Source organism: Micromonospora sp. CMU55-4, assembly GCF_011602315.1.
Lineage (GTDB): Bacteria > Actinomycetota > Actinomycetes > Mycobacteriales > Micromonosporaceae > Micromonospora > Micromonospora chalcea.
In genome coordinates this window covers 199,689-212,379 of sequence record NZ_JAAOLH010000009.1, presented here as the reverse complement: position 1 = coordinate 212,379, position 12,691 = coordinate 199,689, and the positions used below count along the sequence as shown (strand labels likewise).

Annotated in this window: 17 protein-coding genes; 14 read left to right on the top strand and 3 right to left on the bottom strand. The window is 75.1% G+C overall.

The window, feature by feature from the left end; all coding sequences use genetic code 11:
* Window positions 1-114 precede the first annotated feature (114 nt).
* Window positions 115-1,653: a hypothetical protein gene (locus tag HA073_RS17970; RefSeq protein ID WP_064445237.1), complete on the top strand. Its 1,539-nt coding sequence runs from the start codon at window positions 115-117 to the stop codon at window positions 1,651-1,653.
* Window positions 1,654-1,702: 49 nt separating this feature from the next.
* Window positions 1,703-2,536 (top strand): DUF2567 domain-containing protein, encoded by an 834-nt coding sequence (locus tag HA073_RS17965; protein ID WP_069089032.1) that lies wholly within the window; start codon window positions 1,703-1,705, stop codon window positions 2,534-2,536.
* Here HA073_RS17965 and HA073_RS17960 read toward each other — a convergent pair.
* Window positions 2,502-3,206, bottom strand: coding sequence for an LON peptidase substrate-binding domain-containing protein (locus HA073_RS17960; RefSeq protein WP_043329490.1), 705 nt, complete (start codon window positions 3,204-3,206; stop codon window positions 2,502-2,504). The two genes, HA073_RS17965 and HA073_RS17960, sit on opposite strands and share 35 nt — an antisense overlap.
* Before the next feature lie 108 nt (window positions 3,207-3,314).
* Here HA073_RS17960 and hisD point away from each other — a divergent pair, with 108 nt between their 5' ends.
* The 12 genes from hisD to hisF all read left to right on the top strand — a co-directional run bounded on the left by hisD (window position 3,315) and on the right by hisF (window position 11,421).
* Window positions 3,315-4,640 (top strand): histidinol dehydrogenase, encoded by a 1,326-nt coding sequence (gene hisD / locus HA073_RS17955; RefSeq protein ID WP_166456899.1) that lies wholly within the window; start codon window positions 3,315-3,317, stop codon window positions 4,638-4,640.
* On the top strand, window positions 4,637-5,710 hold the full coding sequence (locus HA073_RS17950) for a histidinol-phosphate transaminase (RefSeq protein WP_166456898.1): 1,074 nt from the start codon (window positions 4,637-4,639) through the stop codon (window positions 5,708-5,710). The genes hisD and HA073_RS17950 overlap by 4 nt, the downstream gene beginning before the upstream one ends.
* Window positions 5,707-6,318: an imidazoleglycerol-phosphate dehydratase HisB gene (gene hisB / locus HA073_RS17945; RefSeq protein WP_018785239.1), complete on the top strand. Its 612-nt coding sequence runs from the start codon at window positions 5,707-5,709 to the stop codon at window positions 6,316-6,318. Before HA073_RS17950 ends, hisB begins: the two co-directional genes overlap by 4 nt.
* Window positions 6,319-6,323: 5 nt before the next feature.
* The gene (locus HA073_RS17940; RefSeq protein WP_166456842.1) at window positions 6,324-6,485 is read left to right on the top strand and encodes a hypothetical protein; all 162 of its coding nucleotides are present in this window, start codon (window positions 6,324-6,326) and stop codon (window positions 6,483-6,485) included.
* A complete protein-coding gene (gene hisH / locus HA073_RS17935) occupies window positions 6,485-7,108 on the top strand; it encodes an imidazole glycerol phosphate synthase subunit HisH (RefSeq protein ID WP_043329494.1) in 624 nt (207 codons plus the stop codon). Before HA073_RS17940 ends, hisH begins: the two co-directional genes overlap by 1 nt.
* A gap of 19 nt (window positions 7,109-7,127) precedes the next feature.
* Entirely contained in the window at window positions 7,128-7,448 is a 321-nt protein-coding gene (locus HA073_RS17930; protein WP_069089035.1) for a hypothetical protein, read from the top strand.
* Between the two features lie 19 nt (window positions 7,449-7,467).
* Complete coding sequence (gene priA, locus HA073_RS17925; RefSeq protein WP_069089036.1) at window positions 7,468-8,196, top strand: bifunctional 1-(5-phosphoribosyl)-5-((5-phosphoribosylamino)methylideneamino)imidazole-4-carboxamide isomerase/phosphoribosylanthranilate isomerase PriA; 729 nt, start codon at window positions 7,468-7,470, stop codon at window positions 8,194-8,196.
* Complete coding sequence (locus HA073_RS17920; protein ID WP_043329499.1) at window positions 8,193-8,615, top strand: RidA family protein; 423 nt, start codon at window positions 8,193-8,195, stop codon at window positions 8,613-8,615. The genes priA and HA073_RS17920 overlap by 4 nt, the downstream gene beginning before the upstream one ends.
* Before the next feature lie 80 nt (window positions 8,616-8,695).
* Window positions 8,696-9,142 carry a MarR family winged helix-turn-helix transcriptional regulator gene (locus HA073_RS17915; RefSeq protein ID WP_043331106.1) on the top strand — a complete coding sequence of 149 codons (447 nt, stop codon included), beginning with the start codon at window positions 8,696-8,698 and terminating at the stop codon, window positions 9,140-9,142.
* Between the two features lies 1 nt (window position 9,143).
* Entirely contained in the window at window positions 9,144-9,569 is a 426-nt protein-coding gene (locus HA073_RS17910) for an organic hydroperoxide resistance protein (RefSeq protein ID WP_064445243.1), read from the top strand.
* Window positions 9,566-10,567 carry an NADP-dependent oxidoreductase gene (locus HA073_RS17905; RefSeq protein ID WP_166456897.1) on the top strand — a complete coding sequence of 334 codons (1,002 nt, stop codon included), beginning with the start codon at window positions 9,566-9,568 and terminating at the stop codon, window positions 10,565-10,567. The genes HA073_RS17910 and HA073_RS17905 overlap by 4 nt, the downstream gene beginning before the upstream one ends.
* An 86-nt stretch (window positions 10,568-10,653) precedes the next feature.
* The gene (hisF, locus tag HA073_RS17900; protein WP_043329502.1) at window positions 10,654-11,421 is read left to right on the top strand and encodes an imidazole glycerol phosphate synthase subunit HisF; all 768 of its coding nucleotides are present in this window, start codon (window positions 10,654-10,656) and stop codon (window positions 11,419-11,421) included.
* Window positions 11,422-11,428: 7 nt separating this feature from the next.
* Here the strand turns inward: hisF and HA073_RS17895 are convergent, their stop codons facing one another.
* Window positions 11,429-11,890 carry a hypothetical protein gene (locus tag HA073_RS17895; RefSeq protein ID WP_043329504.1) on the bottom strand — a complete coding sequence of 154 codons (462 nt, stop codon included), beginning with the start codon at window positions 11,888-11,890 and terminating at the stop codon, window positions 11,429-11,431.
* Window positions 11,891-12,006: 116 nt separating this feature from the next.
* Complete coding sequence (locus tag HA073_RS17890) at window positions 12,007-12,642, bottom strand: YitT family protein (RefSeq protein ID WP_043329506.1); 636 nt, start codon at window positions 12,640-12,642, stop codon at window positions 12,007-12,009.
* Window positions 12,643-12,691: the final 49 nt, after the last annotated feature.

Here is a 12,691-nt window from a genome sequence, read left to right as displayed (position 1 = left end):
CGATCCCACCGTGCGGCGGGTCACCGGGCGATGTGCGGCGCGGGGAGTGGTCCGAATAGGGTTTCGTTCGTAGCCTGTCAGGCGGAGATCGATGGGCTGGGGGAGGGCGAATCCTTGGACGGCAGCGAGACCGGCTGGGGTCGGCAGGGCGAGCCGGCACCGCGGTGGCGGGCGCTGCTCGACCGGGCCCGGCTCGGCGGTCGCGGCGCGGAGCACGCCGACGCCGACCGGCACGTCGAGGACCACCACGCGCCGCCGCCCGACCCGCTGCCACGCCGCGCCGCCGGCACCGGCTGGACCGGGCGCGCCGCCGCCGTCGGCCGCGCCCCCGACGGGTCGTACGGCGCCGAGCCCGGTTACCGGGCCGAGGCCACGTTCCGGGTCGACCCCGCCTTCCGCGCCGACCCCCGCCAGGAGGGTGAACCGGCCTACCGGGCCGAGCCGGCGTACCGCACCGACCCGGAGCCGTCCTGGCGCGCCGGGCAGCCCTATCCGGCCGAGCCGTCCTGGCGCGCCGAGCCGTCTGTCGCGCCGGACCCGTCCTTCGCCGCCGAGCCCCGGCCGGAGCCGTCCTGGCGCGCCGAACCGGCGCTGCCGGAGCCGCGCGGCCGGGCCGAGGCGCCGGCCGAGTCGCGCTACTCCCTTCTCGACGGTGGCTACCGGCCCGCGCCACCGCCGGCCGAGTCCCGGTACGCCCTGCTCGACCGGGGCCGCTACCGGCCGGACGTCCCGCCCGCGCCGGAACCGGTGGTGCCCGCGCCGCGCAGCCCGCTGGAGGGCCGCTCCGGCCGCGCCGGGCGAGTCGCGCCGGCCCAGGCGCAGTGGCGTGCCCCCGAGCCGGACGCCGAGCTGGAACGCGCCACCAGCGTGCTGCGCCGCGAGCTGGGCACGCCCCGGGTGCTCGCGTTCGCCAACCCCAAGGGCGGGGTGCACAAGACCACCGCCACCGTGCTCGCCGCGGCGACGGTGGGCAGCGTCCGCGGGCGCGGCGTGCTCGCCTGGGACGACAACGAGCTGCGCGGCACGCTCGGGCTGCGGGCCGGCAGCGCCCGGCACGCCCGCACCATCCGGCACCTGATCCACGACCTGGCGCAGATCGAGATCCTCGAGGGCAACCGGCTGCTGTCCCACCTCGACGACTACCTGCGGCACGCCTCCGACGGCTCGTACGACGTGCTGGCCGGCGAGGAGAGCCCGCGCTTCGCCCAGCGGCTCGACCAGTTCACCGTCAAGCGGGTGCTGGAGCTGCTGCGCCGCACCCACGAGGTGGTCTGCGTGGACACCGGCAACAACGTGGAGAGCCCGAACTGGCGTACCGTGATGCAGGCGGCCGACCAGCTCGTGGTGACCACCGTGCCGCGTGAGGACGCGGCGTTCAGCGCGGACTGGATGCTCGACCTGCTGCACGAGGAGGGCATGGGCGACCTGGCCGACAACGCGGTCACGTTGATCTCCTGCCCGACGCCCGGCCGGACCTCCCTGCAGGACGACCTGGAACGGCACTTCGCCACCCGGACCCGGGCGGTGGCGGTGGTGCCCTACGACCCGGCGCTGGAGACCGGCTCCTCGATCGAGTACCACCAGCTCCAGGCCGAGACCCGCAACGCCTGGCTCAAGGCCGCCGCGGTGATGGTGGAACCGTTCGCGCGCTGAGGCGGCGACCACCGCCCCGCGCCGTGCCCCGGCCTGAGAGGATCAACGGGTGACTCCGGACACCCCTGATCCCGAGCGGACGCGCGAGCGTGCCGACGGCGCCGAGGCGCGGCCCGAGCGCGAGCAGCCGCCTGCCTGGCCCGGCGGACCACCCGGCTGGCCCGGCGGACTGCCGGTGCCCGCCGGCACCCCGGTCACCGCGCCCGGCGCCGACCCGCTGGCCGGGCATCCGGGCGTCGTGACGCAGCTCCCCGGTGCGTCGCCCGCGTCCCGGCGCTCCGCCGGCCGGGTGGTGGCGACCACCCTCGGCGTGGCCGCGCTGCTCACCGCGCTCGGTGCGCCGCTCGGGCTGCTCTGGGTGTGGGCGGCGCCGGCCACCCCGGTACGGCAGACGCCGGCCGGCGCGGTCTACGCCACCACGCAGCCGGAGCAGCCGATCGCCGCGGACGGCTGGTTCAGCCTCCTGACCCTCGGCTTCGGCGTGCTCGCCGCGATCACCCTGTGGGTGGTGCTGCGCCGCCGGCGTGGTCCGGCGGGCCTGCTCGCGGTCACCCTCGGCGGTCTCGGCGCGGCGGTGGTGGCCTGGCAGGTCGGCCGCCGGATCGGCCTGTCCACGTTCCAGCGGCTGGTGGAGACCGCGCCGCCGGGTACCGCCTTCACCAAACCCGTCGACCTGCGCGCCGGCGGCGTCGACTGGTTCGGCCCGCTCCCGCTGCCGCACGGCAACCTGCTGCTCGCCGCGTTCGGCGCCGCAGTCACGTACACGCTGCTCGCGGGCTGGTCGCGGTGGCCGTCGCTGCGGCCGGAGCCGGAGTTCGACGGCGGGTGGCCGCCGCCGGCGCCGGGGTTCAGTTCGGCGCCGGGAGACCCGCCAGCTCGCTGAGCGGCACCGGCACCGCCCGGACCTGCCGCAGCAACGCCGTCTCCCGGTTGAGCAGGCGCAGCTCGGCCCGCAGGCGGGCGGCGGTGTCGTCGATGGCGAGCAGCCGCTGCCGGTCGTCCACGGTCAGCGCGGCGGTCGCGGCCACCAGGTGCGAGAGCACCGTCGGGTCCTCCGGCAACTGCTCGGAGATCTCCTGCTGGTCCGGCCGGATCAGGCCGAGATATTGCCGGAACACCGAGATCACCCGGGCCGCCAGCAGGTCGGCCGTCTCGTCCGGGCCGCCCGGCTCGGGCAACCACTCCACCTCCGCCGTCAGGTAGGGCTCGGCGGAATGGTCGACCTCGGCGAGGCGGAACCGGCGCCGCCCCACGGTGACGATGTCGAACCCGCCGTCGGCCAGCTCGGTGACCTGCCGCAGCTCGGCGGTGCAGCCCACCTCGTGCAGCGTGACCTCGCCGGCGGTCAGCCCGAAGCGCCCCGGCGGCCCGGCCGGCGCCACCTCCCAGCCGGCCCGGATCGCGACCACGCCGAACTCGCGCGGCGCGCCCTCGGGCAGCGCCACCAGGTGGCGTACCAGCGCCCGGTAGCGCTCCTCGAAGATGTGCAGCGGAAGGACCAGCCCGGGGAAGAGGACGGTCCCGAGCGGGAACACCGGCAGCCGTGCGCTCACGCGATCGAGCGTATCCCCAACGCGCCCGCCCGCGCGTGTCCCGGCTCACCGTCCCGGCGTGCGGGCGGCCCGGGCCGGTCGCCGCGGCGGCGGCCTAGACTCGCAGGCGTGCTGAATCGGATCGACCTGCGCGGCGGGGCACGTGACCCGCGCCGCCTGCTGCCCCGTGCCCAGCTCGACGTCTCCGTGGCGGTCGAGCGGATCCGCCCGCTGGTCGAGGCGGTCCGGGAGCATGGGTACCCGGCGATCCGGGAGGCCAGCGAACGGTTCGACGGTGTGTCACCGGAGCGGCTGCGGGTGCCGGTCGAGACGATCCGCGCCGCCGAGGACGAGCTGGACCCGCAGGTCCGCGCCGCGCTGCTGGAGTCGATCACCAGGGCCCGCAAGGTGCACGCCGACCAGCGCCGCACCGACCACACCACGACCGTGGTGCCCGGCGGCACGGTCACCGAGCGGTGGGTGCCGGTCGACCGGGTCGGTCTCTACGTCCCCGGCGGCCTGGCCATGTACCCGTCGACGGTGGTGATGAACGTCGTCCCGGCCCAGGCGGCCGGGGTGCGCTCGCTGGTGGTGGTGAGCCCGCCGCAGAAGGACAACGACGGCCTGCCGGACCGCCGGGTCCTGGCGGCCTGCGCGCTGCTCGGCGTGGACGAGGTGTACGCCGTCGGCGGCGCCCAGGCCGTCGCCATGCTCGCGTACGGGGCGGACGCCGACCCGGCCGGGGACGAGCGCTGCGAGCCGGTCGACATGATCACCGGCCCGGGCAACATCTGGGTCACCGCCGCGAAGCGGCTGCTGCGCGGCGTGGTCGGCATCGACGCCGAGGCCGGCCCGACCGAGATCGCGATCCTGGCCGACGACACCGCCGACCCGGCGCACGTCGCCGCCGACCTGATCAGCCAGGCCGAGCACGACCCGCTCGCGGCCAGCGTGCTGGTCACCCCGTCCACCGCGCTGGCCGACGCGGTCGACGCGGAGCTTGCCCGGCAGGCGCCGGCGGCCAAGCACGCCGAGCGGATCGGCACCGCGCTGCGCGGCGAGCAGAGCGGCGTGGTCCTCGTCGACGACCTGGAGGCGGGCCTGCGGGTGGTCGACGCGTACGCGGCCGAACACCTGGAGATCCAGACCGAGAACGCCCGCGAGTGGGCGCTGCGGGTCCGCAACGCCGGTGCGGTGTTCGTGGGCGCGTGGTCGCCGGTGTCGCTCGGCGACTACTGCGCGGGCTCCAACCACGTGCTGCCCACCGGCGGCTGCGCCCGGCACTCCTCCGGGCTGTCCGTGCAGTCGTTCCTGCGCGGCGTCCACCTGGTCGAATACACGCAGGAGGCGCTGCGCGACGTGGCCCCGCACGTGGTCACGCTGGCGACCGTGGAGGACCTGCCCGCGCACGGCCAGGCGGTCAGCGTCCGGTTCCCCGAGGGCGGGGCGTCGTGACCACGCTCGACGACCTGCCGATCCGCGACGACCTGCGCGGGCGCACGCCGTACGGCGCGCCGCAGCTCGACGTGCCGGTGCGGCTGAACACCAACGAGAACTCCTACCCGGTGCCCGAGCCGGTGGTCGAGGCGATCGGCAAGGCGCTCGCCGCCGAGCTGCGTGACCTCAACCGCTACCCGGACCGGGACGCGGTGGCGCTGCGCGCCGACCTGGCCGCCTACCTGGGACACGGGCTCACCGCCGACCACGTGTGGGCGGCGAACGGCTCCAACGAGATCCAGCAGCAGCTGCTGCAGGCGTTCGGCGGTCCCGGGCGCACCGTGCTCGGCTTCACCCCGGCGTACTCGATGCACCCGCTGCTGGCGCTCGGCACCGGCACCCGGTGGGTGCCCGCCCGGCGCGGCGCGGACTTCGGGCTCACCGCCGACGAGGCGGTGGCCCAGGTCCGCGAGCACCGGCCGGACGTGGTGTTCCTCTGCTCGCCGAACAACCCGACCGGCACCGCGCTCGACCCGGCCGTGGTCGCCGCCGTGCTGGACGAGGCGCCCGGCATGGTGGTCGTGGACGAGGCGTACGCCGAGTTCGCCCGGCCCGGCACGGTGAGCGCGCTGGCGGTGCTGCCCGGCCACCCGCGGCTGGTGGTGACCCGCACCATGAGCAAGGCGTTCGGCTTCGCCGGCGGGCGGCTCGGCTACCTGGCCGCCGACCCGGCGGTGGTGGACGCGGTGCAGCTGGTCCGGCTGCCGTACCACCTGTCCGCGCTCACCCAGGCCGCCGCCCGCGCGGCGCTGGCGCACCGGGACGCCCTGCTCGGCACTGTGGCCGCGATCATGGCGCAGCGGGACCGGATCGTCGCCGAGCTGCGCGCCCGGGGCCACCGGGTGGCCGACAGCGACGCGAACTTCGTGCTGTTCGCCGTCGACGGGGACCAGGCGGTGGCCTGGCGTACCCTGCTCGATGCCGGCGTGCTGGTGCGCGACGTCGGCCTGCCCGGCTGGCTGCGCGTCACCGCCGGCACCCCGACCGAGACCGACGCCTTCCTCACCGCGATGGAGAACGTTTCATGAGCCGGATCGCCCGGATCGAGCGGGTCACCAACGAGACCAAGGTGCTCGTCGAGATCGACCTCGACGGCACCGGCAAGGCCGACATCTCCACCGGCGTCGGCTTCTACGACCACATGCTCAACCAGATCGCCCGGCACGGCGGCTTCGACCTGACCGTGCACACGGTCGGCGACCTGGAGATCGACGCGCACCACACGATGGAGGACACCGCGCTGGCGCTGGGCGCCGCGTTCGACCGGGCGCTGGGCGACAAGGCCGGCATCCGGCGGTACGGCTCGGCCACCGTCCCGATGGACGAGGTGCTGGTCCGCGCCGCCGTCGACCTGTCCGGCCGCCCGTACGTGGTGCACGACGAGCCGGCGCTGGCCCCGTACATCGGGCCGGTCTACCCGACCAGCATGACCCGGCACATCTGGGAGTCGTTCGGCCAGTCGGCCCGGATCACGCTGCACGTGGACGTGCTGCGCGCGGCCCGGCCGGGCGGTCACCCGGACGCGCACCACGTGGTCGAGGCGCAGTTCAAGGCCGTCTCCCGCGCGCTGCGCGAGGCCACCGCGCTCGATCCCCGTAACGCCGGTGTGGTGCCGTCCACGAAGGGCGCTCTCTAATGAAGGTGCTGCCCACTCTTGTGTTGATCCTGGCCGGGCTGCTGGTCGGCGGGACGTGGTCGCTGCTCAAGCAGGGCGCGCCGCGCGCCGCCGTGGTGGTCACCGGGCTGCTGGCCGTACTGGCCACCGTCGCCGGGGTGCTCTGGCTGCTGCCGGGGGAGAGCTGATGACGCGGCGCGTGGTGGTGCTCGACTACGGCTCGGGCAACCTGCGGTCGGCCGAGCGCGCGGTGGCGCGGGCCGGCGCCGACGTGACCGTCACCGACGACCTGGACGCCGCCGCGTCGGCCGACGGCCTGGTGGTGCCGGGCGTGGGCGCGTTCGCCGCCTGCATGGCCGGGATCGAGGCGCTGGGCGCCGGGCCGGTGATCGCCGAGCGGGTCGCCGCCGGGCGGCCGGTGCTGGGCATCTGCGTCGGCATGCAGATCCTCTTCGGGCACGGCGAGGAGCACGGCGTGGTCACCAAGGGGCTCGGGCTGCTGCCCGGCGGCGTGACCCGGCTGCCCGCGCGGCGGCTGCCGCACATGGGCTGGAACACGGTGCGGCCGCCGGCCGGCTCGACGCTGTTCGCCGGGCTGCCGGAGGGCACCCGGTTCTACTTCGTGCACTCCTACGGCGTGACGGACCCGGCGGCGCTGGCCGAGGCGGGCGCCACGGTGACGACCGCGCACCACGGCACGGACTTCGTGGCCGCGGTGGAGCGGGGCGCGCTGTCGGCCGCGCAGTTCCACCCGGAGAAGTCGGCCGACGCCGGTGCGGCGCTGCTGCGCAACTGGCTCGGCACGCTGTGACCGGCCCGCTGGCGGCCGCGTGAGCAAGGAGCGGGCCCGCCGCCGCGCGGAGCGCGAGGCCGAGCAGGAGCGTGCGCGCGCCGCCCGCGCCCGCCGGGTGGCCCGCCGGGAGCGGCGTCGTTCCCTGGTACGCCGGCTGACGCCGTCGCTGCGGCGCGGCCGTACCGGCCGGCTGCGCCGGCACACCCGCCGGGAGCGGGCGACGATCCTGGTGCTCACCGCGGTGGCGGTGGTCGGCATCTGGAGCCTGGTGGACGACCTGGCGCTGCGGCTGGTGCTGGTCGCGTTGTTGTTGCTGGTCCTGCCCGCGATCGTGGTGATCGCGCTGGACCGTCGTTGAGGACCCGAGGAGAGAAGCGTTGAGCCTCACCCTGTTGCCCGCCGTGGACGTCGCCGACGGCCAGGCCGTCCGGCTCGTGCAGGGCGCCGCCGGTAGCGAGACCGCGTACGGCGACCCGCTGGACGCGGCGCTGGCCTGGCAGTCCGACGGCGCGGAGTGGATCCATCTGGTGGATCTGGACGCCGCGTTCGGGCGGGGCTCCAACGCCGCGCTGCTGGCCGAGGTGGTCGGCAAGCTGGACGTGAAGGTGGAGCTGTCCGGTGGCATCCGCGACGACGAGTCGCTGCGGGCGGCGCTGGCCACCGGGGCGGCGCGGGTGAACATCGGCACCGCCGCGCTGGAGGATCCGCAGTGGTGCGACCGGATCTGCGGCGAGTACGGCGACCGGGTGGCGATCGGGCTGGACGTGCGCGGCCGTACCCTGTCGGCGCGCGGCTGGACCCGCGACGGCGGTGACCTGTACGAGGTGCTGGCCCGGCTGGACGCGGCGGGCGCGGCGCGGTACGTGGTCACCGACATCACCAAGGACGGCACCATGCGCGGGCCGAACCTGGACCTGCTGCGCGAGGTGTGTGCCCGCACCGACGCCCCGGTGATCGCCTCCGGCGGCGTGTCCACGCTCGACGACCTGCGGGCGCTGGCCACGCTGGAGCCGGTGGGCGTGGAGGGCGTGATCGCCGGGAAGGCGCTCTACGCGGGCGCGTTCACCGTCGCCGAGGCGCTGGCGACGCTGCGGGCCGACGCATGACCGCCGCGCCGCCCGAGCCGCCGGCGGACGCCGGTGTGGTGACCCGGCTCGGCTCGGGCGGCCCGTGGGAGGCGCTGTACGGCTACTCGCGGGTGGTCCGGGCCGGTTCGCTGGCGATCACGGCCGGCTGCACCTCCACTGTGGACGGCCGGGTGGCGCACGCCGGCGACGCGGCGGCGCAGACCGCGCAGGCGATCCGGATCGGCCTGGACGCGCTGGCCGAGGTGGGCGCCGGTCCGGGCGACGTGGTGCGGACCCGGATGTACGTGACGGATCGGATCTTCGCCGACGAGGTGGGCCGGGCGCACAACGCGGTGTTCGGCCCGGTACGCCCGGTGGCGACGATGGTGGTGGTGGCCGGGCTGATCGACCCGGACCTGCTGGTCGAGGTCGAGCTGGAGGCGTACCTCCCCGCCTGAGGCGTTCCGGGGTGCCTCGCGCGCCCCGGACCACACGCCGATCGGTTGTGCACAACCTAATTGTGCGTTACGGTTTCGCGGTGACCGATGATCTGGTGCTGCGCCGGCAGGTGTGCTTCGCCCTCTACGCGGCGTCGCGCGCCATGACCGACGTCTACCGGCCCATCCTCGACGAGCACGGCCTGACCTACCCGCAGTACCTGGTGCTGCTGGTGCTCTGGGAGCGTGACGACGACGCCCCCACGGTCTCCGAGCTCGGCGCCGCGCTCCGGCTCGACTCCGGCACGCTCTCCCCGCTGCTCAAGCGGCTGGAGGCGGCCGGCCTGGTGGTGCGTACCCGCTCGGCTGCCGACGAGCGCCGGGTCGAGGTGGGCCTCACCGGCCAGGGCCGGGCCCTGCGGGAGCGGATGTGTGACGTGCCGCGGCAGGTGGCCACCGCCACCGGGCTCACCGAGGCCGAACTGGTCTTCCTCCACGGCATCCTCACCCGGGTCACCGAGACGATCCACCGACAGAAGGAGCAGTGACATGCAGGTGCTCTACACCGCCTCCGCCCGCGCCACCGGCGACGGCCGCGACGGTCACGTCCGCACCTCCGACGGCACGGTCGAGCTGGACCTCGCCGTACCGAAGGAGATGGGTGGCGCCGGCGGCGCGGCCAACCCGGAGCAGCTCTTCGCGGCCGGCTACGCGGCCTGCTTCCACTCCGCGCTGCGCGTGGTCGCCCGCAAGGCCAAGGCGGACGTCTCCGGCTCGGTGGTCGAGGCCGAGGTGGGCATCGGCCCGAACGGCAGCGGCGGCTTCGGCCTCGCCGTGACGCTCGTGGTGGACCTGCCCGCGGTCGAGCGCGCGGCCGCCGAGCAGCTGGTCGACGCGGCCCACCAGGTCTGCCCCTACTCCAACGCGACCCGGGGCAACGTCGAGGTCACCCGCACGGTCCGCGAGGCCCGATGAGCGGGATGAACCGGGAGATCCATCTGGCGTCCCGGCCGCAGGGCTGGCCGACCGCGGAGAACTTCCGGCTGGTCACCACCGAGGTGCCGACGCCGGGCCCGGGACAGGTGGTGGTCCGCAACCGGTTCATGTCCGTCGACCCGTACATGCGCGGGCGGATGAACGACGTCAAGTCGTACGTGCCGCCGTTCGCGCTCGACGCCCCGCTCGACGGGGGCGCGATCGGTGAGGTGGTGGCCGGCGAGGCCGGCGGCGTCAAGCCCGGCGACACGGTGCTGCACGGGCTGGGCTGGCGCGAGTACGCGCTGGTGGACGCCAAGGGCGCGCGCAAGATCGACCCGGACCTGGCACCGGTGACCGCCCATCTGGGCGTGCTCGGCATGACCGGGCTGACCGCGTACGCCGGGCTGCTCGACGTGGCCGCCATGAAGCCGGGGGAGACCGTCTTCGTCTCCGGCGCGGCCGGCGCGGTGGGCAGCATGGTCGGCCAGATCGCGAAGCTGCGCGGCGCCGGCCGGGTGATCGGCAGCGCCGGCTCCGCGGCGAAGGTGGAACGGCTCACCGCGCTCGGCTTCGACGCCGCGTTCGACTACCACGACGGCCCGGTGTCCAAGCAGCTCAGGGCGGCCGCGCCGGACGGCGTCGACGTGTACTTCGACAACGTCGGCGGCGACCACCTGGAGGCCGCGATCGGGGCGATGAACGTGCACGGCCGGGCCGCCATCTGCGGCATGATCGCCCAGTACAACGCCACCGAGTCGCCCGCCGCGCCGCGCAACCTGGCGCTGGTGATCGGCAAACGCCTGACGCTGCGCGGCTTCCTCGTCAGTGACCACGGTCACCTGCGGGAGCAGTTCGTGCAGGAGGTGGCGGGCTGGCTGCGCGAGGGCCGGCTGTCGTACGACGAGACGATCGTCGACGGCATCGAGCAGGCCCCGGAGGCGTTCCTCGGCCTGCTGCGCGGCGAGAACCTCGGCAAGATGCTGGTCCGTCTCTGACCGGCGTGAACCCGTACCACCACGGGCGGTGGTGACCGGCCTCACCGGCGGGTCACCACCGCCCGCGCGTTGGCTAGGCTCGGGGCATGACGGTGGCGGTACGGGTCATCCCGTGTCTGGACGTGGACGCCGGGCGCGTGGTCAAGGGGGTCAACTTCCTCGACCTGCGCGACGCGGGCGACCCGGTGGAGCTGGCGGCGGCGTACGACCGGGCCGGCGCGGACGAGCTGACCTTCCTCGACGTCACCGCCTCGTCCAGCGACCGCGGCACCATGCTCGACGTGGTGCGGCGCACCGCCGAGTCGGTCTTCATCCCGCTCACCGTGGGCGGCGGCGTCCGCCAGGTCGCCGACGTCGACACGCTGCTGCGGGCCGGGGCGGACAAGGTGGGCGTGAACACCGCCGCCATCGCCCGCCCGGAGCTGATCGCCGAGATCGCCGACCGGTTCGGCAGTCAGGTGCTGGTGCTCTCGCTGGACGTGCGCCGCGCGCCCGACGGCACGACGCCGAGCGGTTTCGAGGTGACCACGCACGGCGGGCGGCGGGGCACCGGGCTGGACGCGGTCGAGTGGGCGGCGCGCGGCGCCGAGCTGGGCGCGGGGGAGATCCTGCTCAACTCGATGGACGCCGACGGCACCAAGGCCGGGTTCGACCTGCCGCTGATCCAGGCGGTCCGGGAGGTGGTCGACGTGCCGGTGATCGCCAGCGGCGGCGCGGGCGAGGTGGCGCACTTCCCGCCGGCCGTCGGCGCGGGGGCGGACGCGGTGCTCGCGGCGAGCGTCTTCCACTTCGGTGAGCTGACCGTCGGCGAGGTCAAGGACGCGCTGCGCGGCGCCGGGCACCCGGTGCGCTGAGGCGCGCTCACTGCCGGCCGGAGTGCCCCTCGGGGGAGCGGCGCGGCATCGGGATCGAGCGGACCACGTACTCCTGCACGGCGGCGGCGTGGTCGTCCTCGTCGAGCTGCCACTCGGACTCACCGGGCGGGTGCCGGCGGGTCAGCACGCCCTGCACCGTGTCCACAGTGGTGCCGAGCCCGGCGCTGGGGCGGGTGCGCCAGAGCCGCTCACCGTCCGGTGTGACCCGGAACCAGCCGTCGGCGACGCTGACCAGGCCCGCGCCGACGAGCCGCCGGACCGCGCCCTCCACCTCGTGCCGCTCGGGGATGGCCTGGTTGAGGTGGTCGGCGGTGGAGAGGACGTCGGCCAGTCGTACGCCTTCGGGGCGGCGTGTCGACGCGGACCGCCGGTGCCGGCCGGCGCCACTGGCGATGACAAGCGCGACGAAGATCCAGGCGTCGCTCCAACGCCATCCGTTCTCCCCCATGCAGGAATGATGCCCGGCCGCGACGGCGGAGGAAACACCTGGTTTTGCTGTTCTTCGTCACCGCAGCTCAGCGCGTTGCGGATCGCTTCGGGCCGTGGCGGTCGGCCCGGCGCCGGTCACGTAGCGTAAGCGCCGCTCGCCGGCCGTGCGGGCAGCGCGAAGACCGGGATGAAGAACTGGGCGAGCGGGCCGATGGTCAGCGCGTACGCCACGGTGCCGAGGCCGACGGTTCCGCCGAGCAGCCAGCCGAGGGCCAGCACGGTGACCTCGATGCTCGTGCGGACCAGCCGCACCGAGAAGCGGGGATGACGGGCGACGAATCCGGTCATCAGACCGTCGCGGGGCCCGGGGCCGAGCCCGGCGCCGAGGTAGAGCCCGGTGGCGGCGCCGTTGGCGACGATCCCGGCCACGAGCATCGCGGCACGCGCCGGCATGCCCTCACCGGGCGGCAGCACGGCCAGGGTGGCGTCGACGACCAGGCCGATGACCACGACGTTGCTGACCGTGCCGAGGCCGGGCCGCTGCCGCAGCGGGATCCAGAGCAGCAGCACGAGAGCGCCGACGGCGATGGTGACGGTGCCGAAGGAGAGACCGGTCTGCCGGGCGAGCCCCTGGTGGAACACGTCCCACGGGTCCAGCCCCAGCTCCGACCGGATCATCAGCGCCATGCTGAGGCCGTACAGGACGAGCCCGGCGTAGAGCTGGGTGAGTCGTCGCGCCGAACGGTGCCCGAGATTGCCAAGCGGTGCCATGCATGCCACCCTAGGGGCCAATTGCAGGACGTAAGGGGTCCAATTCCGG